The 21,348-nt window shown below is 71.6% G+C and carries 20 protein-coding genes; 10 read left to right on the forward strand and 10 right to left on the reverse strand.

The window, feature by feature from the left end:
• The first annotated feature begins 47 nt into the window (after window positions 1-47).
• Window positions 48-470, forward strand: a complete 423-nt coding sequence (locus Apa02nite_RS12310) for a rhodanese-like domain-containing protein (RefSeq protein ID WP_067695920.1) — start codon at window positions 48-50, stop codon at window positions 468-470.
• Window positions 471-554: 84 nt separating this feature from the next.
• Here the strand turns inward: Apa02nite_RS12310 and Apa02nite_RS12315 are convergent, their stop codons facing one another.
• Window positions 555-1,193: a maleylpyruvate isomerase family mycothiol-dependent enzyme gene (locus tag Apa02nite_RS12315; protein ID WP_203825164.1), complete on the reverse strand. Its 639-nt coding sequence runs from the start codon at window positions 1,191-1,193 to the stop codon at window positions 555-557.
• Window positions 1,190-2,419 (reverse strand): FAD-binding protein, encoded by a 1,230-nt coding sequence (locus Apa02nite_RS12320; RefSeq protein ID WP_203825165.1) that lies wholly within the window; start codon window positions 2,417-2,419, stop codon window positions 1,190-1,192. The genes Apa02nite_RS12315 and Apa02nite_RS12320 overlap by 4 nt, the downstream gene beginning before the upstream one ends.
• A 156-nt stretch (window positions 2,420-2,575) precedes the next feature.
• Here Apa02nite_RS12320 and Apa02nite_RS12325 point away from each other — a divergent pair, with 156 nt between their 5' ends.
• From Apa02nite_RS12325 to Apa02nite_RS12340, 4 genes are all read left to right on the forward strand, one after another.
• The gene (locus tag Apa02nite_RS12325; protein ID WP_203825166.1) at window positions 2,576-3,133 is read left to right on the forward strand and encodes a PadR family transcriptional regulator; all 558 of its coding nucleotides are present in this window, start codon (window positions 2,576-2,578) and stop codon (window positions 3,131-3,133) included.
• Between the two features lie 82 nt (window positions 3,134-3,215).
• Window positions 3,216-4,097, forward strand: a complete 882-nt coding sequence (locus tag Apa02nite_RS12330; protein WP_203825167.1) for a response regulator — start codon at window positions 3,216-3,218, stop codon at window positions 4,095-4,097.
• A 330-nt stretch (window positions 4,098-4,427) separates the two neighbouring features.
• Window positions 4,428-5,303, forward strand: coding sequence for an MHYT domain-containing protein (locus Apa02nite_RS12335; protein ID WP_203825168.1), 876 nt, complete (start codon window positions 4,428-4,430; stop codon window positions 5,301-5,303).
• A 97-nt stretch (window positions 5,304-5,400) separates the two neighbouring features.
• On the forward strand, window positions 5,401-6,387 hold the full coding sequence (locus Apa02nite_RS12340; RefSeq protein ID WP_203825169.1) for a 3-oxoacyl-ACP synthase III family protein: 987 nt from the start codon (window positions 5,401-5,403) through the stop codon (window positions 6,385-6,387).
• Between the two features lie 88 nt (window positions 6,388-6,475).
• On the opposite strand, the gene Apa02nite_RS12345 is transcribed toward Apa02nite_RS12340, so the two are convergent.
• A complete protein-coding gene (locus Apa02nite_RS12345; RefSeq protein ID WP_203825170.1) occupies window positions 6,476-6,805 on the reverse strand; it encodes a hypothetical protein in 330 nt (109 codons plus the stop codon).
• A gap of 235 nt (window positions 6,806-7,040) precedes the next feature.
• Between Apa02nite_RS12345 and Apa02nite_RS12350 the strand changes: the two genes are divergently transcribed.
• Complete coding sequence (locus Apa02nite_RS12350) at window positions 7,041-7,673, forward strand: hypothetical protein (RefSeq protein WP_203825171.1); 633 nt, start codon at window positions 7,041-7,043, stop codon at window positions 7,671-7,673.
• Between the two features lie 88 nt (window positions 7,674-7,761).
• Here the strand turns inward: Apa02nite_RS12350 and Apa02nite_RS12355 are convergent, their stop codons facing one another.
• The 4 genes from Apa02nite_RS12355 to Apa02nite_RS12370 form a co-directional block, all read right to left on the reverse strand.
• A complete protein-coding gene (locus Apa02nite_RS12355) occupies window positions 7,762-10,359 on the reverse strand; it encodes a lipopolysaccharide biosynthesis protein (protein ID WP_203825172.1) in 2,598 nt (865 codons plus the stop codon).
• 229 nt (window positions 10,360-10,588) lie between these two features.
• A complete protein-coding gene (locus Apa02nite_RS12360; RefSeq protein ID WP_203825173.1) occupies window positions 10,589-11,785 on the reverse strand; it encodes a magnesium and cobalt transport protein CorA in 1,197 nt (398 codons plus the stop codon).
• An 80-nt stretch (window positions 11,786-11,865) separates the two neighbouring features.
• Complete coding sequence (locus Apa02nite_RS12365) at window positions 11,866-12,603, reverse strand: ABC transporter permease (RefSeq protein WP_203825174.1); 738 nt, start codon at window positions 12,601-12,603, stop codon at window positions 11,866-11,868.
• A 2-nt stretch (window positions 12,604-12,605) separates the two neighbouring features.
• Window positions 12,606-13,532, reverse strand: coding sequence for an ABC transporter ATP-binding protein (locus Apa02nite_RS12370; RefSeq protein WP_239164271.1), 927 nt, complete (start codon window positions 13,530-13,532; stop codon window positions 12,606-12,608).
• A 62-nt stretch (window positions 13,533-13,594) separates the two neighbouring features.
• On the opposite strand from Apa02nite_RS12370, the gene Apa02nite_RS12375 reads away from it, so the two are divergent.
• The gene (locus tag Apa02nite_RS12375; RefSeq protein WP_203825175.1) at window positions 13,595-14,551 is read left to right on the forward strand and encodes a helix-turn-helix transcriptional regulator; all 957 of its coding nucleotides are present in this window, start codon (window positions 13,595-13,597) and stop codon (window positions 14,549-14,551) included.
• 102 nt (window positions 14,552-14,653) lie between these two features.
• On the opposite strand, the gene Apa02nite_RS12380 is transcribed toward Apa02nite_RS12375, so the two are convergent.
• Window positions 14,654-15,190, reverse strand: coding sequence for a GNAT family N-acetyltransferase (locus Apa02nite_RS12380; protein WP_203825176.1), 537 nt, complete (start codon window positions 15,188-15,190; stop codon window positions 14,654-14,656).
• A 25-nt stretch (window positions 15,191-15,215) separates the two neighbouring features.
• On the opposite strand from Apa02nite_RS12380, the gene Apa02nite_RS12385 reads away from it, so the two are divergent.
• The 3 genes from Apa02nite_RS12385 (at window position 15,216) to Apa02nite_RS12395 (ending at window position 19,394) form a co-directional block, all read left to right on the forward strand.
• The gene (locus Apa02nite_RS12385) at window positions 15,216-16,607 is read left to right on the forward strand and encodes a beta-N-acetylhexosaminidase (protein ID WP_203825177.1); all 1,392 of its coding nucleotides are present in this window, start codon (window positions 15,216-15,218) and stop codon (window positions 16,605-16,607) included.
• A gap of 173 nt (window positions 16,608-16,780) precedes the next feature.
• Window positions 16,781-18,718, forward strand: a complete 1,938-nt coding sequence (locus Apa02nite_RS12390; RefSeq protein WP_203825178.1) for a M48 family metallopeptidase — start codon at window positions 16,781-16,783, stop codon at window positions 18,716-18,718.
• A 175-nt stretch (window positions 18,719-18,893) separates the two neighbouring features.
• The gene (locus tag Apa02nite_RS12395) at window positions 18,894-19,394 is read left to right on the forward strand and encodes a hypothetical protein (RefSeq protein ID WP_203825179.1); all 501 of its coding nucleotides are present in this window, start codon (window positions 18,894-18,896) and stop codon (window positions 19,392-19,394) included.
• A 76-nt stretch (window positions 19,395-19,470) separates the two neighbouring features.
• Here the strand turns inward: Apa02nite_RS12395 and Apa02nite_RS12400 are convergent, their stop codons facing one another.
• Both Apa02nite_RS12400 and Apa02nite_RS12405 read right to left on the reverse strand, forming a co-directional pair.
• Window positions 19,471-20,586, reverse strand: coding sequence for a hypothetical protein (locus Apa02nite_RS12400; protein WP_203825180.1), 1,116 nt, complete (start codon window positions 20,584-20,586; stop codon window positions 19,471-19,473).
• Between the two features lie 12 nt (window positions 20,587-20,598).
• A complete protein-coding gene (locus tag Apa02nite_RS12405) occupies window positions 20,599-21,303 on the reverse strand; it encodes a hypothetical protein (protein WP_203825181.1) in 705 nt (234 codons plus the stop codon).
• Window positions 21,304-21,348: the final 45 nt, after the last annotated feature.

Genomic DNA, 21,348 nt, shown 5'->3' on the forward strand with positions numbered 1-21,348 from the left:
ATTCGCGCCACTGGGCCGATCGGTCGTGCGGCGGCACGATCAGTGCCATGACCAGCGCTATCGAGCACTTCAGCAACCGGCTCCGCTACGAGACCGACGTCAGCGACGTGCACCACGACCTGGAGGCCGGCACGCCCGGCGTGGTGGTGGTCGACTCGCGCAGCACCGAGTCCTGGGACCAGGGACGCCTGCCGGGCGCCGTGCACCTGCCGACCCGGGAGATCGCGGCCCGGGCCGCCGAGCTGATCCCGGCCGGCACCTCGGTGATCACCTACTGCTGGGGGCCGGGGTGCAACGGGGCGACCCGGGCCGCGCTGGAGTTCGCCCGGCTCGGCTACCCGGTCAAGGAGATGATCGGCGGCTACGAGTACTGGGTCCGCGAGGGCTTCCCGGTCCGGTCGGCGGCGGGCGACCACTCCCGCCCCGCCGACGAGCTGACCGCCCCCGCCGGCGTCACCTGCGGCTGCTGACCCCGGCCGGTCACGGCCCCGGCTGGTTGTCGGGGGTGTCTCGGGGTGCCGGAGGCACCCCTGGGACCCAGCCGGGATTCGGGGTCAGTTGAGGGTGAGGGGAGTCAGGTTCAGGCGGGTGAGGGCGGGGCTGGGGGGTTCGCGGTTGGTGGCCTGGCGGAGCAGGCGGTCGGGTGGGCCGGGCAGTTCGCTCGCCGGGCGGCCGAAGAGCAGGCCGAGCACCAGGTCGGCAGCCGGCGGGGTGAGCCAGGCCGGGCGGCCCAGCGCGTCGGCCAGGTCGAGACCGTGCACCGCCAGCTCGACCACCCGGGTGGTCAGGAAGTCGTCGAGCAGCATGGCGTCGCCGTGCCGGGTGCGCACCACCCGGCCCGGCGGCTCCGCGGCGCAGCGGTCGGCCAGGTCGGCGGTGAACGCCCGGAACTCGCGCACGTCCAGGCCCGGCGCCCGGTCCTGGGCGAACCGGATGCGGGCCGCGTCGGCCTCCGGGGAGAAGCGGTGGTCCGGGCGGTAGTAACCGGCGGCGGAGACCTGCGCCGCCTCCGGCGCCGGCGCGGTCAGCATGCCGGGCAGCCAGGCGAGGGCGACGTGGACGTGGGCGAACAATTCGCGTACGGACCACGGTGCGCACCGGGTCGGCCGGCCCCAGTCGTCCGGCGCCCACCGGGAGGCGACGTGCCCGAGAGCGTCCGCCTCCGCCCGGAACGTCGCCAGGACCGTGCTCATCCGAGCAGTCGCTCGAGGAGCTCGTTGCGGAACTTGCCGGCCGGGTCGAAGCGCCCCGCCAGTGCGGTGAAGTCGGCGAAGCGGGGGTACTCGGCGAGTGCCGCGGTGGTGAAGACCTTGCCGAGGTGCGGGCGTGCGCCGAGCGGCCCGAGCACCTTCTCCAGGTCGGCGACGACCGGCAGCACCGCGTCGGTGTCGGCGATCCAGGTGAAGTGCAGGGCCAGGCTGTCCCGCTGGTGGTTGGGGGAGAGCCACAGGTCGTCGGCGGCGATCGTACGGATCTCGCAGACCTGCAGGACCGCCGCGACCCGCTCGCGGAGCTCGGCCACCGCCTCGATCGCGGCACCGGCCACCGACCGGGGCAGGTGCCACTCGGACTGCAGCTCCTCGCCGCTGCTCGGGGTGAACTCCATCCGGAAGTGCGGCAGTCGCTCGTGCCACGGGCCGGGCACGCCGCCCTGCTCGGTGCAGCTCTCGGCGGGCATGCCGGGCACCGGGTGCCGCGGGCCGTCGGCCAGGGTGGCGCCGAAGTAGTCGTCGCCGGTCATCGGCTCGAGCCGCTTGAGGAAGACCTGGTCGATGTCGGTGCCGGCCCAGGTGGTGAACAGGCTGACGCTGTACCCGCCGGCGAGGATCTGCTCCAGCTGCGAGCGGACCGCGGCGACCGGCAGGTTCTCGTAGACGTACTGCCGGAGCTCGAAGGAGGGCTGCACGTCGAGGGTCAGCGCGACGACCGGGCCGAGGGCGCCGAGGGCGGCCACCGCGCCGGGGAAGTCCGCATCGCCCCGGGCCAGCGTGATCAGCTCGCCGTCGGCGCGGACGATCTCCAGGCCGGCCACCGCGGTGGCCAGGTTGCCGTGCCGGACCCCGGAGCCGTGTGTCGCGGTGGCGACCGCGCCGGCCACCGAGATGTGCGGCAGCGACGCCATGTTGTGCAGGGCGAGGCCCTCGGCGTGCAGGCGGGTGGCGAGTTCGCCGTACCGGATGCCGCCGTCCACCCGGACCGTGGTCCGGTCCGGTCCGATCTCGACGATCCGCGGCAGGCCGGCCAGCGACAGCAGGTCGCCGTCGGTGTCGGCGAGACGGTTGAACGAGTGCCCGCTGCCCAGCACGCGGAGCTTCGAGGCGGCCGCGACCATCTCGCGGACCTCGTCGACCGAGCGCGGATGGAGCACCCGCCGCGCGCCGAAGGTGATGTTGCCGGCCCAGTTCGTCAGAGGTTCCACCGAGCCAGCCTACGACCACCGGCGGGCCCGCGATCGGCGTGATCCATCAGGCCGGTGAGGCCACATTGTGGGACGGCAGGTGCCAACACCGGCCTAATCGGAGATCAGGGTCAATATTGGGTTGTCTCTAGGTGTATACGCCCATAACGTTGGTCCATGCCGCTGGATGCCTCACGGAACAGTCTGGTGCTGCCGATCCTCGGGTTCCTCGGGGAGCGGCCGGCGCATGCCTACGATCTGGCGACCCGCCTCCAGGAGCGGTACGCACACCTCACCGCGACCCGCAGCACGGTGACCACGCTGCTCAAGTCGTTGCACCGCAACGGGCTGGTGTCGGCCCGCGAGCCGGGCCAGGTCGGCAACCGGCCGCCCCGCACCGAGTACGAGCTGACCGCCCGCGGGATCTCCGGCTTCCGGGCCAAGCTCGAGTCCGGGCTGCGGGACAGCCCGGTCGCCTCGATCGACTTCGCGCTCGCGGTGGCCTACCTGGGCAGCCTCCCTGCCGATCAGGCGGTCGCCCTGCTGACCGCCCGGGCCGAGCGGCTGGCCGCGGAGCAGGCCGGGCTGCCGTCCGGGTCCGGGGCGATGGCCGAGCTGCACACCCTCGAGCACGGGTACTGGAGTGGCCTGGTCTCGGCCGAGCTGGCCTGGATCGCTGCCCTGGTGGAGCGGATCCGGAGCGCCGAGCTGGCCTGGGCGGCCCAGCCCTCCTGACCATGTCCCGATTCTGCGGATATCGGGGCTTCCGCGGGTCTACAGTCGGTGCCATCGTGCGACCGACCGAGGGGGGCAGGTCATGGCGTCCATCGTGATCGCGGAGGACGACAAGGACATCGCCGACGTGCTGTCGGCGGTGCTGGCCGGCGCCGGACATGCCGTGCAGGCCGTCCCGGACGGCCCGGCGGCGCTGGACATGATCGTGCGGGTCGCACCCGACCTGGTCATCCTCGACCACCACATGCCCGGGATGAGCGGCATCGAGGTGGCCTACCGGCTGCGCTCGGAGAAGGCCACCGCGGCGATCCCGGTGATCATGCTGTCCGCGGCCACCCCGGCCGCCGCGCGCGGGCTCTGCGACATCACCATCACCAAGCCGGTCCGCGCCAAGCACCTGCTGGAAGCGGCCGACGACCTGCTCGCGGCGCGGGCGGTGGACCGGGTGGCCCCGGAGATCGCCAACCAGATGACCGACGTGCCCCGGCTGCTCGCCGTCTCCGGCTTCCTCGCCCGGCCGGACTTCGCCGCCGGGCTTGACGCGTTCGCCGAGCGGCTGGCCGAGCTCGCCGGGGTGCCGACTGCGGCGATCACCCTGGTCCTCAACGACACCGTGGTGGTGGCCGGGTCGTACGGGTTGCCGACGTGGGTGCGGGAGGCGGGCGGGGTGCTGGCCGAGTGGTCGCCGGACACCATCGTGGTGGCCGAGGACGTACCGGTGCTGATCGGCGACAGCCGGGCCGGCGACGAGTACGCGGACACGCCGCTGTTCGCGGTGAGCGGGGTGCGGTCGTACGCGAGCGTCCCGCTGCACTCGCCGGAGGGCCACATCGTCGGCACCCTCTGCGTGATGTCCGAGACGCCGGGCGCCTGCACCGAGAGCACGGTGCAGATCCTGCACTCGCAACGGATCTCGGCGCTGGATCTGCTCTCCCCGGCGGGGCACGCGTCCGCTGCGTCATAACGCCATCACGCTGCGCTCGTCACATTCACCGGTCCCATGGGGGCCGGTGAATGTCGTTTTAGTTACTGAACGTTACTATTAATCTTGCAGCTATAAGATCGTCCGATTTGTAGTCGGATCATGACGGATCTGACATCAAGGCCCTTGATTAGGCAAAACGGGTCGTGGTATCGGTGATTCGGATGATGCTTCATCGGCCATGACCCCAAATCGAGATCATCTGCTCGTGCGCACGTAACGAAACATGGATCACAATCGGTGACGGCTGCAACGAGTGTGGGGCAGTATGCAGCGCGGCAAGGCTCTTCACCAGAGAGGGAGCGCGGCACCATGGCGGAGATCCATCACTTCGATCACGGATGGGTTACCCCGGCAGTCAGTTACCTGCTGTCGGTGCTCGGCTCATTGCTTGGTCTGACCAGCGCGGTCCGGTTGCGGTCGGCCCGCAGCGGTGCCGAGCGCGGCTGGTGGCTGGTCCTGGCCACCGTGGCGATCGGCGCGACAGGTATCTGGAGCATGCACTTCGTGGCGATGCTCGGCTTCGAGGTGCAGGGCACCCCGATCCGCTACGACGTCGGCCTCACCGCGGCCAGCATCGTGATCGCCCTGGTGGCGGTCGGCGCCGGGCTGGCCATCGCGCTGCTCGGCACCGCGGCCCGGCAGGTCCGGATCCTGACCGGCGGCGTCCTGGCCGGCCTGGGCGTGGCCGCCATGCACTACACCGGCATGGCCGCGATGCGGCTGAACGGCGAGATCCACTACGCCGGCGCGCGGGTCGGCCTCTCGGTCGTGATCGCCGTGGTCGCCGCCACCGTCGCCCTCTGGCTCACCCTGGTGGTCAGCAAGCCGGCGATCCTGTTCGTCTCCGCGCTGGTGATGGGCATCGCGGTCAACGGCATGCACTTCACCGGCATGTCCGCCATGTCGGTGGTGGAGGAGCCCAGCTTCGGCACCATCGAGGGCGCCACGGCCGGCTCGCTGCTGGTCCCGATCGGCCTCGCGGTGATCTTCGGGATCATCGGCATGGTGTACGCGCTGATGGCCGCGCCCAACGAGGAGGACCGCGCGGCGGCCGACTACCTCAACGCGCGGATCGACGCCCGGCTGGCCAAGCAGGCGGAGCAGCAGCAGGCCAGTGCGAGCGCGACCGGCCGGGGCACGCTCGGCAACGGGGCCTGGACGTACCGGGACCGATCGCAGAAGTAGCGCCACCCCGATTGACGAAGCCCCCGGTCCACACCGGCCGGGGGCTCTTCTAGTGCTGGGCAAAATATCCGTCTATTTCCGTCAAGTGGAGGCAGTCATGGCGGTCGGGATTCTCGGGACCGGTTCGTATCTCCCGGCTCAGGTGGTGACCAACGTGGACCTGGCGGCGCGGGTGCCGGACGCCGACCCGGACTGGGTCGCGCGGAAGACCCTGATCGAGGCCCGCCGGTTCGCCGCCCCCGACGAGGCGGCCTCCGACCTCGCCGCGCACGCCGCCCGGGCCGCCCTGGAGCACGCCGGGGTCGCGGCCGCCGAGATCGACTACGTGGTGGTCGCCACCTCCACCGGCGACTCGCCCCAGCCACCCACCTCCAACCTGGTGCAGAACCTGATCGGCGCGGACCGGGCCGCCTGCTTCGACGTGAACGCGGTCTGCGCCGGCTGGGTCTTCGCCCTCGGTGTGGCGAACGGCCTGGTGGCCACGAACCCGGGCGCGCTGGTCCTGGTGATCGCGGTGGACGTCTACTCGCGGATCCTGGACTTCGGCGACCGGCGCACCGCAGTGCTCTTCGGCGACGGTGCGGGCGCGGCGGTGGTCGGCGCCGTACCGGACGGGTTCGGGATCATCGACCTGGACCTGACCTCGAACGGTGCGGCGAACGGCCTGATCTACGTCAAGGCCGGCGGCAGCCGCCTGCCGGCCTCACCGGAGACCGTCGCGGCCGGCGAGCACTACTTCCGGATGAACGGCCGCGGCGTGCGGGACTTCGTGGCCACCGCGGTGCCGCCGGCGCTGACCGCGCTGCTGGCCCGCTCCGGGCGCAAGGCCGGCGACGTGGACCACTTCGTGCCGCACCAGGCCAACGGGATCATGCTGCAGGAGCTGGTCACGGCGGCCGGCCTGGAGAGCGCGCGGACCCACCTGACCCTGCAGCGGTACGGCAACGTGGGCAGCGCGTCGTTGCCGGTCACCCTGGACGACGCGAACCGGTCCGGCGCGTTCCGGCCGGGCGACCTGGTGCTGCTGGCCGGGTTCGGCGGCGGCATGTCCCTGGGCGCGTGCCTGCTCCGCTGGGGCCGCTGACCGCTCCCGCTCCTCCGGCTGGTGGTGACGGCTGCCTCGTGGGTCTTGAGGCAGCCGTCACCACCAGCCGGAGAAACCCTGCGCTGGGCTACTTCGGCTGGACCAGCCAGTTCCAGGCTTTTCTGAGGCCGCTGTCCTGGTGCGCGGCGGGCAGGTCGGCGCTCGGCCGGGCCAGGCGTTCGGCCGGCTCGGTGACGATCGCGCCGTGCTCGTAGAGGCCGGCCACCTGGTCGCCGGCGGCGAACCGTGGCCCGTCCGGTGTGCTGATCAGCAGTCCGTGGAAGATGTCCTCGCGTTCGTCGGCGAGCACGCGTGTGACAGTGCCGACCGGGTCGCCGCTGGGTGTGCAGACCGGGACGCCCTCCCGAAGGACCAGGTAGGCGACCGGTTCGCCGAGGTCTTCCGCGTTCTCCGTCATGGGCGTGGCTTTACCCCGCCGGGCTCGTTTCAGTCACGCGTAACGGAAATCTCGCGCGGCCCGGCATCGGCTTTTCGGATGACCGAATGGTGGCGATTTGTCCACACTAAGGCTGGTGTCCGGAAACGCCGGAAATTAAGGGGTGTTCGGTAGGCTATTTCCCATATTGTCCTTTTCGCCGGGCGGCCCACCGCCGACCGGTTGAACAGAGGGCATCGGAGGATTCGTAATGCACATGAGTCGGCGAATCGGAACAATTTTCGCGCTTGCCACCGCAGCGGCCGGGATGGCCACCACGGTCGCGGCGACGCCGGCGACTGCGGCACCCGCGGCGCCTCGGGGCCCCCAGCCGACCAGCATGTGGCTCAAGCCGGTGCAGGCCGGCGCGGCCAGCTGGGTCGACATCGCGTGGCGGACCGACCGGAACATCTGCGACGCGCAGGTGCAGGTCCGGGGCGAGCGGGTCCGGGTGGACTACGCGGGCAACCGCCGCTCAGCGATGTTCCTGCGCGGTGCCGCGCTCTCCACGCGGCGCGGCGACGTCACCCGGATCCGGGTCACCCCGGACCGCGACCTGGTCGGAGTGACCAAACTCTGGGCGACCATCTCGTACGACGACTGCGGGCGGCGCGCTCGCACTCAGACGCGCACCACGGTGCTCTCACTGCCGGTGCTGCGCTCCACCTCGCCGGGGGGTCACGGCGGTCCGGGCGCTCCCGGGACCGGCCACCCCGGCGGGCCCACCGGCCAGGGCAACCACGGCAACCACAACCAGGGCGGCGCCCACCCCGGCGGCGGCCAGCCCGGCGGCGGTGACCAGGGTGGCTCGAACCACGGTGGGCCGGGGCAGGGCGGCGGTCACCACTGACCTGAGCCCCGGATGAAAGAGGGCGCGCGGCCGGCTTCCCCCCGGCCGTGCGCCTTCTTCACGCGTACAAAATCGGGGTCGTGAATCGTCAGCGACGAGCCATGATCAGTCCGGCCGGGTCACTGCAGACCAGGTCCAGGGCGCGCTCGAGCAGCTGCGGGTCGTAGGTCGAGGCGTGGAACGTGGCCTCCAGGTGCAGCACGCCGTTCATCTCGCTGGTGGTCAGCGTGATGCCCTCGGGACCGTTGAGCGTCGGCACGCTCTGGTTGATCCGGCCGGTCGCGTCGACCGCCCACGGCAGGTCGCTGAGCATGTCGTGCCGGCCCTGGTTGCTGAAGGTCAGCCGGGGCTGCGGCTCAACCGCGATCTCGGCCGGGAACGGGTCCGGCATGCCGGGCGCGCCGGTCAGCATGATTTTGCCCTCGCGCAGCACCATCATGGTCAGCAACCGGCCGGTGGCCAGCTCGGCCTTGAGCGTGCGGTGGATCGACAGCGGGTCGGTGAGGCTCGCCGGCCGCAGGTACGGGCCCATGCAGAAGTTGCTGTCGATGCTGACGCCCTTGCCCAGGTAGCGCCGGGCGTCGGCGAGGAACGTGCCGCCGGTCAGGTCGGGTCGCAGGCCCAGCTCGACCAGCGCCGAGGTGAACGCCGCGAAGGTGATCGCCGAGGTGGTGACGCCCGGGGCGTACTCGTCGCGCCAGCTGCGCATGTCGGCGAGCACCAGGGCCGAGCGCGCGGTGCGCACGGTCAGGTCGGCCCGCCACGGCCGGGTCGGCGCGGGTGCCTGGTGTGGCGGCTTCGGGAAGCTCAGTCCCGCCTTCCACCGGTCCGGGTGCAGGCCGAACTGCTTCCACCAGGCCTTCGGCAGCGCCGCACGGTGCCGTACGGACGGGGCGATCCGCGCCGCCCGGCCCTCGTTCGCGGCTTGGATCAGCTCGTGCAGCAGGGTGTTCACCGGGCCGGCGTCGCCGTACGCGTGGGACACCTTGAGCGCCACGTACCCGCCGCCGGCCAGGATCCGCACCGGGTGGTGTGCCCGCGGCTCGGCCTGCAACCGCCGGGTCATCTCGTCGAAGTCCACCGGGCCCGGGCCCAGATCGGTGACCGCGTCCAGCACGTACGTCGCGAAGCTGGCCGCGTCCATGTGCTGCCAGTTCGCGCCGGCCCGGTCCAGCCGGGAGACGGCGCGGTGCGTCGCGTCGGCGGTGTGCAGGCCGACGAGCGCGGCGCGCAGCCGGTCCGCGGTGACACCGGTCAGCGGGCCGACCGTGCGGATGTACTCGAGCGGCAGCCAGGCACGCTCGTGCAGGGTCAGGCTGGTGGTGGACATGACATTCACTCCCTCTGCCATCGCCGTCTCGTCGACGACGGGCGCGAATACAACCTTCAGCACGATCGGCGCGACCAGCACGGCCTCGATCGCCATCACCACGGCCACCCAGGTGACCAGGTCGTTCAGGTCGCCGTGGCTGCCACCCCACCAGGCGGCCAGCAGCTCGGCGGCGCCGGCGAAGACCGAGAAGATCCCGGCGCCACGGACCCGGTTCTGCACCCGGGAGACGGCCAGGAAGAAGTGGTGGAAGACGAACGGCACGTAGGTCAGGGTCAGGATGGCCAGGGCGGTGCCGGCGGTGTCCGCGTACTGCTTGCCGAAGACCGACATGATCGGGTGGGCCAGCACCATCACCACCAGCGCGACCGGAAGCCCGCCGCCGAGGCAGATCAGCAGGCCCATCCGGACCTTGCTGCGCAGCGCGGCGCGGTCCCCGCTGGCCACCGCGAAGAGCGTGAGCGCGACGTTGCCCGGCACCATGGCCAGGAACGACAGCACCATGAACGCGGTGTAGAAGGCGGCGTTCGCCTCGGCCGACAGCACCGCGGTGACGATCAGCGGCAGGGCCGCCCGGGGCAGGTAGGTGGCCAGGTTCAGCAGGTTGTGGTCGAGGGTGGCGCGGCCGCGGCCGCGCAGCAGCGACACCCGGGGCCGCAGCGAGTCGAGCATCCCGCGACGGCGGATCGCCCCGTGCAGGATCGCTGTCGACGCGACCACGCCGGCCACCCAGGTGAGCAGCAGTTCGCCGCCGGTCAGCGTGATCGGCAGCAGCGCCAGCAGGCCGAGCAGCACCAGCTTGATCACCGAGAACCAGGCGTTGCGCATCAGCTGCAGCGGGCCCTGGAGCAGGCCGACCATGGCCTCGTCGAGGACCAGTGTCATGGCGTTCAGCGCGATGCCGGTGACCAGCAGCGCGGTGGCCGGCACGCCGCCCATGGCCTGCTGCAGGCTCGGGATCCAGAGGTGCGCGACGGCCACGTAGAGGACACCGCCGACGGTCGCCGCGGCGCCCGCCACCAGCAGGCACGTCGAGATCAGGTCCCACTTGCCGCGGGAGATCGAGGGCAGGTCGGAGATCAGCATGGTGCCCATGCCGAACATGCCGATCGTGCCGATCAGGGTCATCGCGGACACCGCCGCGGAGGCCTGGCCGACGGCCGAGGGGGAGGCCACGTGCGCGGCCACCCACCAGTACGCGAAACCGAACGCCGACGTGATCAGCGTGGTCGCCATCAACGAGCCGGCGTTCAGGAAGAGGTCGACGTGACCGCGCAGCGAGGCGAGGACGCCGCGCTCGCCGGGCGGTGCCGTGCCCTGCCGCGGTGCGGCGTCTAGTGCCGTCACTTCAGTCATCCCCCAAAGATCGACGCCACCAGAAACTAGTAACTCGCCGTGTTTGCGGGGAGAGGGTAAGCCGCTGGGCTTCGCCTACCGTCCGGTGTAGAAGTCGGCCGAACGGATAGCCGACTCGACCCGATCAGGGGAAAAGGGTCAGCTCAGCGAGGATAGCGGTCCGAAGTGGACTTCTGGACGGCTGCTCGCTGTGACCTTGGTCGCCACTACTCTGGGTGATTGCTGGCGCTCAGAGCCAGCCGGCCTTCTTGAGCCGCCAGTAGAGGCCGCCGCCGAGCCCGGCCATCGCCGCGATGGCGCCGGTGAAACCGTACGGCGAGTCCAGTCCGGGCATCACCGCGAAGTTCATCCCGTAGATCCCGGCGATCACCGTCGGTACCGCGGCGATCGCGGCCCACGAGGCGATCTTGCGCATGTCGTCGTTCTGGTCGATCGAGATCTGCGCCAGCCGGGCCTGCAGGATCGAGTTGACCAGGTCGTCGAAGCTCGCCACCCGGTCCACCGCGCGGCTCAGCCGGCCACGCACGTCCTCCAGGTAGGGCTGCAGCCCGGCCGGGAGGTTCCGGGCCTCCAGCAGCCGGGTGAGCGGTTCGGCCAGCGGCAGCACCGCGCGCTTGAACTCCACCATCTCCCGTTTGAGCTGGTAGATGTGGGCGATCCCGTCAGTGCGGACGGTCGCGAAGGTCTCCTCCTCGAGGCGTTCCAGGTCGCGTTCGACGTGGGCGGCCACCTCCAGGTAGTTCTCCACCAGGCGGTTGCCGACCGCGTACGCCACCGACCACGGTCCGTGCCGCAACACGTCCTGGCGGGTCTCCAGCTCCTCGCGCACCGCCCGGAGCGGGCCGACCGGGCCGTGCCGCACGGTGATCGCGAACCACGGGCCGATCAGCACGGTGATGTCACCGGTCTCGACCACCTCGGAGGTGGCGGTCAGCCGGTCGTGCTCGACGTAGCGCGCGGCGCGCAGCACCAGCCGGGTCACCTCGCCGACGGTCTCCACCCCGGGCCGGTGGCCGCCACTGGTGGCGTTCTCGGCGACCAGCTCGTGCAGGCCGAACACCTCGGCGACCACGGTCATGGTGGCCTGGTCCGGCTCGTGCAGGCCGAGCCAGACGAACGCGTTGCGGCGGCGCCGGGCGATCCGGGCTGCCTCCGGGTAGGGCACCTGGCGCGGGTGACCCGGCTCGGCGCGGCGCGCGCCACCGGCGTAGACCGCGCAGTCCACCACCGCGTCCGGGTTGCCGTGGCGCTGCGCCGGTGCGTGGCCGGTCGGTCGCCGCAGCCCGTCCAGGCGCAATCCGTCCAAGAACTGGCGGAAATGCCCGGGCAGCAGCTCGCCGCGCAGCAGGGCGCCGGGCCGCTGGAGGATCCTGCGCGGGGACTCGTCCCGAGCAGTGTCACGCCGGCCTCGTTCCCGACCGAGCATCCGCCCGCCGCCTTCCTGCCCCATCACCCCGGTCGCGGTTTCGCCGGGCGATGCGAGAAAGAAGGTAGCGGGCGGGCGGGTCAGTCGGAGCGTTGCATCGCCCGGACACCGACGAACAATCCGAGCAGTCCCACCCCGGCCGCGGCGATCAGTCCGTAGACCGTCGTCCGGGACCAGATGTCGCCGTCGAAGAGCGCCCGCTCGGCGTTCACCACGTACGTCATGGGGTTGATCTGGGACAGCAACCGCAACCAACCCGGACCGTTGTCGATCGGCAACAGCACCCCGGCCAGCAACAACAGCGGGAAGAGCAGGGTCTGCTGCACGGTCCAGAACAGCCACTCCTGGTTCTTCGAGGCGAGCGCCAGGGTGTACGACAGCGCGCCCAGCCCGACGCAGAACCCGGCCAGGATCAGCAGCCCGAGCACCGCGCCGGTCAGGTGCAGCCGGAAACCGAACGGCAGGCAGGCCAGCACGATCACCGCGGCCTGGGCGATCATCGGGACGATCTCCTTGAGCGCCCGTCCGATCAGCAGCGCGGGCCGCCGCAGCGGGGTGACCAGCATCCGCTCGTGCGAGCCGGTCTGGATCTCGTAGAGCAGGTTCGAGCCGGTCATCGACGAGCCGAACAGGCAGGACATCACGATGATCCCGGGGACGAACCACTGCAGCGACGACCCCTCGGGCAGCAACGGCGCGAACAGGGCCAGGAAGAACAGCGGCTGGACCATCGAGAAGACGATCGAGAACGGGCTGCGCAGCACCGGGCGAAGCTCCCGGCTGAAGACCACGCGGGTGTCGGTGACCAGGGAACTCATGATCAGGCCTCCTCGTTGCGCAGGCTGCGACCGGTCAGGGTCAGGAAGACGTCGTCGAGGGTCGGGCGGGTGACCTCGACCGAGTGCACCGCGACGCCGGCGGTCCGCAGCTCCTCGATCGCGCCGGGGACCATCCGCGGCCCGTCGTCGGCGGAGACCTGGACCCGGTCGCCCTCACGGACCCCGTTGAGCAGCCCGGCAGCTGTCGTCGCGTCGGCCTCCGAGCCGAAGCCGAGGAACACCCGGTCGCCGACGTGCTTGGCCTTCAGCCGCTGCGGGGTGTCGTCCGCGATGATCCGGCCGTGGTCGATGACGATCACCCGTTCCGCGATCGAGTCGGCCTCCTCCAGGTAGTGCGTGGTCAGCACGATCGTGGTGCCGTGCTCGCGACGCAGCCCGACGATGTGCTCCTGCAGGTTGGCCCGGTTCTGCGGGTCCAGCCCGGTGGACGGCTCGTCCAGGAAGAGCAGCTCGGGCGCGTGGATCAGGCCCATCGCGATGTCCAGGCGGCGGCGCTGGCCGCCGGAGAGCGAGGAGACCGTACGGTCGGCGACCTCGCCCAGGCCCAGCGACTCGATCAGCTCGCCGGCCCGGGCGCGCGCCTGACGGACCGGCAGGCCGTACGCCCGGCCCTGGCTGATCAGCTCGTCCCGGCCGCGCTGGCTGTGCCCGGCGCCGTTGCCCTGTCCGATGTAGCCGATCCGGCGCCGCACCTCGCGCTGCTTGGCGACCACGTCGAAACCGGCCACCTCGGCGCTGCCCCCGGTCGGCGGGATCAGCGTGGTGAGCATCCGCAGCGTGGTGGACTTGCCGGCGCCGTTCGGCCCGAGCAGGGCGACCAACTCGCCGTCCGCGACCTCGAGCGTGATGCCGTCGACCGCGGTCACGCTCTTGAACCGCTTCGTCAGTTCTCGTGTCGCAATCATCATGGCTTCGACGCTAGTTTTCATTGCGGCCAACTCCTGTCCGCAATGAAAGGTTGTCTGGGCTGATGGCGAACACGAGTGCCCGGATGCTGCGACTGCTGTCGCTGCTGCAGACCCACCGCTACTGGCCCGGCACGGAGCTGGCCGACCGGCTCGAGGTCAGCCCGCGCACCCTGCGCCGGGACGTGGACCGGCTGCGTGAGCTGGGCTATCCGGTGGACGCCAACCGTGGCGTGGCCGGTGGGTACCAGCTGCAGGCCGGCGCAGCCATGCCACCGCTGCTGCTCGACGACGAGGAGGCGGTGGCCATCGCGGTCGGGCTGCGCAGCGCCGCGGCCGGCGCGGTCGCCGGCTTCGAGGAGACCTCGGTGCGGGCGCTGGCCAAGGTGATCCAGCTGCTGCCGCCCCGGTTGCGCCGCCGGATCGACGCGCTGCAGGCGGTGACCAGCCCCGGCGTCTTCGGTGGCGGCCCGACCCTGGACGCCGGGGTGCTGACCACGATCGCGATGGCCACCCGGGCCGAGGAACGGCTGCGTTTCGACTACACGCCGCGCGACGGCGCCGGCTCGCGGCGGCACGTCGAACCGCACCGGCTGGTACCGCTCGGCCGCAAGTGGTACCTGCTGGCCTGGGACCTGGACCGGGCCGACTGGCGCAATTTCCGGGTGGACCGGATCGCCGGCCCGTTGCCGGCCGGCGCCCGCTTCCGGCCCCGGCAGATCCCGGGCGGAGATCCGGTGGCCTGGTTGCGGTCGCGGATCAGGGCAATCCCCAATCGGTACGAGGTGTCCGTGCTGATCCGGGAGTCACCGGAGGCGATTCGCGCCTTCGTCGGCAACTGGGGCGATTGTGAACCGGTGCGCGACGGCGTCTGTCGACTTCGGATGAACGTCGACGACCTGCGCTGGCCGGCCATGGTGCTGGGCGTGCTGGGCGCGCCCTTCACCGTCGAATCCCCGGACGAGCTGCGCGAACTGGTCCGCACGGCGAGCGCGGCGCTGTCCCGCGAAGGGTCACTCTGATGTGGACGGACCGACGCCCCCGTGGCGTCGGTCCGCATCAATGAAGGTAGCGACCGGGTGCGACAATTTCGCGTCACGTTTCGGTCGTGACTTATATAAAAATCAGGTGATGAGGCGCCGGCTGCGGATGTGGTCGTCGTGCCACTCCGCGCCGACCAGGAACCGCTTGACGCCGATGATGTCGAAGCCGTGCTTGGCGTAGAACTTGGCGGCCCGGACGTTCTGCTGGTTCACCCCGAGCCAGCAGGTCGCGGCACCGGTCGCGGCGGCCGCGTCCAGAGTGGCCGCCATCAGGGCCGCGGCCGCGCCCGAGCCGTGCCGCTCGGCGGTGAGGTAGAACTTGCTCAGCTCGACGCTGGTGTCCGGGTCCACCACGACGGCCACGTCCGGATCCGCGATCGGGCCGCGGACCAGCATCGCGTAGCCCAGCGGCTGATCCTGATCCGACACGATCAGCACGGTCCGGTCCGGGTCGGCGAGGTAGTCGGCGAACCGGGCCACGGACAGGTGGGTGGCGATGAACGTATCGATGTCCGTCTGTTCAGTGCCCGGTGGGCAGGCTAATCCGAAGGTAAGTGTCGCCAGGGCGTGTAAAGGTTGCTCGTCGCCATGGGTGGCGTGACGCACAGTTATCGCCATAGCGAAACAGTTTAGAGTGTTCAGAGTGCGCCCTCTGACGAAGCGGCTCGGCGATGTGATCCCGGCGCCCGCTCTGGTAGTTCCGGAACCGGCCGTGACCTTCACTCTCTCCCCTGACACGACGATCTGGCTGGCTGCTCTCCCCGGCGCCGGTGACGAGAACGGGGGAGTCCGCCTCGAGCTGGACGACGCCGCCGGGCTCGGTGCGGAGGGCTACCGCCTGGCGATCACCGGCGACGGCGTGACACTGCGGGCCGCCACCCGGGCCGGGCTCTTCTGGGGCGTGCAGACGCTGCGCCAGCTGGCCGCCGGGGACGGTGTGCTGCCCGGCGGGGTGATCGAGGACCGGCCGCGCTATGCGTACCGCGGGGCGATGCTCGACCTGGCCCGGCACTTCTTCACCGTCGACGAGATCAAGGCGCATCTCGACCTGTTGATCCAATTCAAGATCAACCACCTGCACCTGCACCTCACCGACGATCAGGGCTGGCGGCTGGAGATCCCGGGCTGGCCCCGGCTCACCGAGATCGGCGGGGGCCCGGGCACCGGCTGCGACGGCGCCGGGCCCGGCTTCCTCACCCTGGCCGAGTACGCCGAGGTGACCGCGTACGCCGCCGAGCGGTTCGTGACCGTGATCCCGGAGATCGACATGCCCGGGCACGTGAACGCGGCGCTGGTGGCGTATCCGGAACTGACCGCGGACGGGCAGCCGATCGCGCCGCGTACCGACGCCGAGGTCGGGTACAGCTCGCTGGTGGCCGGCAAGGAGGAGACGTACGCCTTCGTCGAGGCCGTCCTCAAGACCGTCGCCGACGCCACCCCGGGGCCGTACCTGCACATCGGCGGCGACGAGTGCCTCTCCACCTCGCCCGAGGACTACCGCGCGTTCCTGGCCCGGGTGCTGCCGCTGCCCGCGAAGTACGGCAAACGGGCGATCGGCTGGCACGAGATCGCCGGCGTCGAGCTGCCCGCGGACACCGTCGTGCAGTACTGGCGCCCGGAAGCCGAGGCGCCGAGCGTGGTCGCGTCCGGCCGCCAGGTGATCATGTCACCGGCCGACCGGGTCTACCTGGACATGAAGTACGACGAGACCACCCCGATCGGGCTGGACTGGGCCGGCCTGGTCCCGGTCGCCCGCTCGTACGACTGGGACCCGGCACACCGCCTCGCCGGCCTCCCCGAGGAGTCGGTGCTGGGCGTCGCCGCCCCGCTCTGGTCGGAGACCCTGCGCAGCCCGGCCGACGTGCAGTACCTCACCTTCCCCCGGCTGCCCGCCGTCGCCGAGGTGGCGTGGACCCCGCAGAGCGGCCGGGACTGGGCGTCCTTCCGCGACCGGGTGGCCGCGTTCGGGCCGCGCTGGGAGGCCGCCGGGGTCAACTACTTCCGCTCCCCGGAGATCGACTGGCCGTCGGCCTGATCGGCTCGGGGCTCCCAGCCGTACCTCCAACCACACGCCTACGCTGTCGGCCCGTCCGTCGTTTCGGCCGGGAGCAGGTGTCGGCCCGTCCGTCGTTTCGGCCGGGAGGCCGGTGTCGGCTTGTTGAGGAGCCGGGTCGGGTGACCGGCTTTGATCGGTAGGAGGAGAGCGGCTTGAGCAACGACGCGCGAGCGGCAACCAGGTCGGCCACCGCCCTGGCCGGGTTCCTGGTCGTCGCCGGACTGCAGCTGGCGGTGGTGCTCGCCGTGCTGTGGACGGTGCTGAAACTGCTGCCCGCGGACTTCGCGTTGCGCGCCGGCGTGCCGTTGAGCCTGGCCACCTTCGGCGCGCTCGGGTACGCCACCTGGCGCGCCCTGCACAGCCGCCGCCGGGTGCCGGCCGGGGTCGCGGTGACCCGGGCCGACGCGCCGGAACTCTGGGCGCTGGTCGACGGCGCGGCAACCGCCGCCGGGGTGAGCCCGCCGGACGGGCTGACCGTGGTCGCCGACGCCACCGTGGTGACCGGCGAGCAGACCCGGGCGCTCGGCCTGGTCGGCGGCCGCCGCGATCTGTACCTCGGGCTGCCGCTGCTGCAGGCCTGGGACACCGCGCGGGTGCGCGCCGCGGTCGCCCATGAGCTGGCGCACGGGTCGACGCGGCTGGGCCGGTGGGCGCCGGCGGCGTACCGGGGCCGGGTCGTGGTGGGGCGGCTGGCGTCCCGCTGGGGTCGCGGCCGCAACCCGGTCGCGGTGGTCCTCCGGGCGTACGCCGAGGTCTACCGCCGCCGGGACGCGCCGTTCAGCCGGGCACAGGAGCTCGCCGCCGACCGGATCGCGGCCGAGTACGCCGGCCCGGTGGCGGCCGTCGCCGTGCTGCGCGACCTGCCGGTGCTGGCCGGGATGCAGCGGCTGTTCCACGCCGAGTACGTCGGGCCGGGCTGGCAGGCCGGGCACGTGCCGGAGGACGTGTTCGGCGGGTTCCTGCGGGTGCTCGCGGCGCGCGGGGAGGACGTGGCGATCCTGCGAGCGCGGGGCGCGGAGCCGGGCGGCGCCTGGGACACCCATCCGCCGCTGGCCGAGCGGCTGGCCGCGCTGACACCGCCGGCCCCTTCCGAGGAGGCGGCTACCGACGAGGCGCCTGCCGCCGAGCCGGCGCCGGTGGTGGAGGAGACCGCCGACGAGCTGGTTCCCGACCTTCCCGGGCTCGGCAAGGCGCTGCAGGCCGTGGCCTTCCCGTCGCACGGTCGTACCGAAGTGGGGTGGGACGGCTTCCTCAGCGTGGCGCGCACCGCCGAGATGGAACGGGAAGCCGAGGCAGCACTCGCGACCGTGTCCCGGGCGGTCGGTGTGCCGGTACCGGATGCCGAACGCGTCCTGGAACTGGCGGCCGACGGCCGCCTCAAGACCGCCGCGGCCACCATCTTCCCCGGCCTCTCCCCGGAGGAGACCGCCGACCGGATCGTCGACCTGCTCTCCCTGATGCTGGCCCTGGCCGCGCTGCGCAGCGACGTGGCCCGCTGGCGGCACAACTGGACCGGCACCGCCGAGCTGGTGGCCCGGGACGGCAACCACCTGAACCTCACCGACGTGGCCGCGGCCGCCGCCGACCCGGAACAGGCCGAGGCGGTCCGCGCCTACCTCACCCAGATCGGGGTGGATCTGGCCGCACCGGTCGGCGACCGCCCGGCGGCCCGGGCGCAGGTGCTCGGCGGCCTGGTCAACCTGTCGGCGGACGGCGGGCGGACCGACCTGCTCGTCACCGACCTCGGTTTTCTGCTGGTCCCCGGGCTGGCCCGGGGCAAGGGCGGCGATGCGAAGCGGCGACTCCACCAGATCGCGGCGACCGGTGTCCCGGTCTCTTCTGCTGTTCCGGAGTCTCCGGAGGGGCAGACCGCGGTGGCCACCATGGAAGCACCGGTGGACGGGCGTCGGTTCGTACCGTTCGTGGACGTGGCCGCGGTGACCGCGCTGCCCGGGCGGCGGCGGGGCTGGGTGCTCGGCCTGCACGACGGCGGCAGCCTCACCCTGCGGTCGTCGTTGGACACCGAGGAACTTCCCGGCGGCTGGGCGGCCTGGGAGGACGCGGTCACCTTCCTGGCCGGCACCCGGTGACCCGCGGGTCCGGTCCGGGCCCGGAAGTATCCCGAGTCTCGTCTGCGACGAATGAATACCCCGGGCGTCACATCAGGCGACAATGACCTCAGTTGTTGGCTTCGGGTACGCCTTAAATGGGTAGCAGGAGTCCGTCCCCTGCCGGGACGATGGCAGGGACGCTGGGGAGGCGCTGATGGAACGGGGCCCGATGGCGCTGTTCGGGGCCATCGTCGCGGTCGGAGTGGGTCCGGCACTGTGGCTGGGCGTGCAGCTCGGCGCGGTCGACGCGCCGGTCAGGCCGCCCGGCACGACCATTCTTCAGCAGCTTCCGGCGGCCGAGGCCGACCCGGGTGGCGCCGGGGCCGGCGAGGAGTCCGAGACCAGCGCCCCGACCGTCCGGTGGACCGTGCCGGCGTCGAACCGGCGTCCACTGACCGCCAGCCCGTCACCCTCGCCGTCGGTCAGTGCTTCGGCCAGCCCGTCGGCGTCGGTCTCGCCCAGTGCTTCCGACTCGCCGGGGACTCCCGAGGCCACCGAGTCGCCGACGCCGTCGGCGGAGCCGTCCGAGCCGTCGTCCGAGCCGAGCGACCCGCCCACCGAGTCCACCCCCGAGCCGGAACCGTCCACCTCGTCGGCGGACCCCGGTGACGAGCCGACCGAGCCCGGTCCCGACCACCCGGAGTCGGAGCTGTAAAAGCGCTGGTCAAGGACGCTGGACATGCGAAAGGGGGAGCCGATTCAGGCTCCCCCTTTTTCGGTACGACCTGAGCTCAGAGCCCGAGCAACCGGTCCAGGATGTCCCGGTACGCCCGCAGCTCCACCCGCAGCGTCTCGGTGTCGTCGCCGCCGCCGGAGAGTGAGCCGCGGTGCTCGCGCAGCGCGGTGGTCAGCTTCTCGATGGTCTCGTCGACGAGCGCGGCCGCCTCGGCGGTGCTCGCCTTCGGGTCGTCGACGAAGTGCAGCTGGACGTCGCGCCACCGGTCCCGCAGCGGCTGGGTCTCGGCCTCCGGGAAGAACGACTTCGAGCCGCTGATCTCCGAGGTCACCGGCGCCACGGCCGGTACGGCGGCGACCGCCACCACCGGCTCCGGCTCGGTCACCACGACGTCGTCGGCCTTCGCCTCTTCGACCTTCTCGACAGTGCCCTGTCCCATGGAACGCTCCGCCTCGTCCTTTTCGGCCTGCTCCTCGTCGGCGACCTGCTCGTCGGCGACCCGATCCTCTTCGCCGGCCCGATCCCAGGTGGCCGCCTTGTCAGTGGTGTCCTCGACGTCGGTGGTGTCCCGGTCGCCGTCGAGGGCGTCCTGGTCGGCCTTGACGGTGTCATGGTCGATCCCGGCGGTGTCGCGGCCGGCTTCGACGGTGTCGTGGTCGATCCCGGCGGTGTCGCGGCCGGCCTCGGCAGCAGCCTCGTCGGTCGTGTGATCGTCGAGGCTGTCCCTGCGGTCGAGATCGTCCTTGCGGTCGATGACGTCCTTGCGGTCGTCGTCGTTCGTGCGGTCGTCGAGATCGAGGTCAACGGCGTTGTTGTCGTCGGTCTTGGCGCCGCTGCCGGACCAATCGGTCGTGCTGCTGTCGGATTTATCCGACGTGTCGGTCCGGAACGACGTGTCGTCGCCGAGGTCCGGGCGATCGTCGAGGTCGCTCCGGTGGCCGCCGATCGGCTGGGTCACGTCGCTGCCGGCGTCCTGGTGCACGTCATTGATCTTCGTGGTGTCGTCGTCGCTCAGATCGCGGTGGGCGCCGGACTCGGCCGGCCGCCCGTCCGGGCCGTCACCGGCCGGTGCGTCCTGCCACGGCGATCCGGCCCGCTGCTGCGGCACGGCGCCGGTGCGCTCGTCCTGGTCGTCGACGTTGTCCTTGGCCTCGTTGGAGAAGAAGCGCATCGTGGGTGCTCCTCAGCGGCTGGTGGCGTCGGGCCGGGAAGGGGCGACGCCGGATTCGGGGGCGGGCTGCTCGCTCACGGAACGGTCCTCGGCGGTCGTGGTGACGTCCTCCGTGGCCGTACGCGGTGCGGGTACTGACGCGGTGCTGCCGGCGCTCGACACCGGGTCCTCACCGAGCAGGTCGGCGAAGAGGGCCCGGTAGTGGACCAGCGCCTGGCGCAGGTCCTCGGTGCCGGTCTCGTCATTCTCGCCGGACTCACTGGTGTTGTTCTTACTGCGCTGGCTGATCTCGTGCGCGGCGCGGTAGTGCTCCAGGGTGGTGGCGTGCTCGACGGAGAGGTCGGCGAACCGCTCATCGTAGTCGCCGGTCGGGTAGCCGCGTTCGCCGATCAAGCTCGTGACCAGCTCGTCGGCGGTCTCCACCGCCTCCTTCGGACTGTCCACGAACCGGATCTGGACCTCTTCCCAGGCGGCGGCGTACGTCGCCCGGTGCTCCGCGGAGAGCGGCTTCAGTTCCAGCTTGGCGTGCCGCTTGGTGCGCTCGGTCAGTTCGCGTTCCGCCTCGGTGCGGTTGCCGGTGTCGGCGACCACGCGGTCGTATTCGGGCCCGAAGGTCTGCTGCAACCGGCGTCGCCGCGCGGCGCGGACCCCGAGCACGATCGCGGCCAGCACGAGCAGGACAGCGACGATTAGGACGATGGTGGCGGTGGGGGACATCAGGCTTCCTCCTTCTTCCCCGGTAGGTATTCCCACTCGGACCCG

Source organism: Actinoplanes palleronii (assembly GCF_016862315.1).
Classification (GTDB): Bacteria; Actinomycetota; Actinomycetes; order Mycobacteriales; family Micromonosporaceae; genus Actinoplanes; species Actinoplanes palleronii.

Bases quoted from the DNA above. Each gene is read 5' to 3' on its own strand.
- Apa02nite_RS12310 (WP_067695920.1), top strand. From the start codon at position 48: ATGACCAGCGCTATCGAGCACTTCAGCAACCGGCTCCGCTACGAGACC.
- Apa02nite_RS12315 (WP_203825164.1), bottom strand. From the start codon at position 1,193: ATGAGCACGGTCCTGGCGACGTTCCGGGCGGAGGCGGACGCTCTCGGG.
- Apa02nite_RS12325 (WP_203825166.1), top strand. From the start codon at position 2,576: ATGCCGCTGGATGCCTCACGGAACAGTCTGGTGCTGCCGATCCTCGGG.
- Apa02nite_RS12330 (WP_203825167.1), top strand. From the start codon at position 3,216: ATGGCGTCCATCGTGATCGCGGAGGACGACAAGGACATCGCCGACGTG.
- Apa02nite_RS12335 (WP_203825168.1), top strand. From the start codon at position 4,428: ATGGCGGAGATCCATCACTTCGATCACGGATGGGTTACCCCGGCAGTC.
- Apa02nite_RS12340 (WP_203825169.1), top strand. From the start codon at position 5,401: ATGGCGGTCGGGATTCTCGGGACCGGTTCGTATCTCCCGGCTCAGGTG.
- Apa02nite_RS12345 (WP_203825170.1), bottom strand. From the start codon at position 6,805: ATGACGGAGAACGCGGAAGACCTCGGCGAACCGGTCGCCTACCTGGTC.
- Apa02nite_RS12350 (WP_203825171.1), top strand. From the start codon at position 7,041: ATGAGTCGGCGAATCGGAACAATTTTCGCGCTTGCCACCGCAGCGGCC.
- Apa02nite_RS12355 (WP_203825172.1), bottom strand. From the start codon at position 10,359: ATGACTGAAGTGACGGCACTAGACGCCGCACCGCGGCAGGGCACGGCA.
- Apa02nite_RS12360 (WP_203825173.1), bottom strand. From the start codon at position 11,785: ATGCTCGGTCGGGAACGAGGCCGGCGTGACACTGCTCGGGACGAGTCC.
- Apa02nite_RS12365 (WP_203825174.1), bottom strand. From the start codon at position 12,603: ATGAGTTCCCTGGTCACCGACACCCGCGTGGTCTTCAGCCGGGAGCTT.
- Apa02nite_RS12370 (WP_239164271.1), bottom strand. From the start codon at position 13,532: ATGATGATTGCGACACGAGAACTGACGAAGCGGTTCAAGAGCGTGACC.
- Apa02nite_RS12375 (WP_203825175.1), top strand. From the start codon at position 13,595: ATGGCGAACACGAGTGCCCGGATGCTGCGACTGCTGTCGCTGCTGCAG.
- Apa02nite_RS12380 (WP_203825176.1), bottom strand. From the start codon at position 15,190: ATGGCGATAACTGTGCGTCACGCCACCCATGGCGACGAGCAACCTTTA.
- Apa02nite_RS12395 (WP_203825179.1), top strand. From the start codon at position 18,894: ATGGAACGGGGCCCGATGGCGCTGTTCGGGGCCATCGTCGCGGTCGGA.
- Apa02nite_RS12400 (WP_203825180.1), bottom strand. From the start codon at position 20,586: ATGCGCTTCTTCTCCAACGAGGCCAAGGACAACGTCGACGACCAGGAC.
- Apa02nite_RS12405 (WP_203825181.1), bottom strand. From the start codon at position 21,303: ATGTCCCCCACCGCCACCATCGTCCTAATCGTCGCTGTCCTGCTCGTG.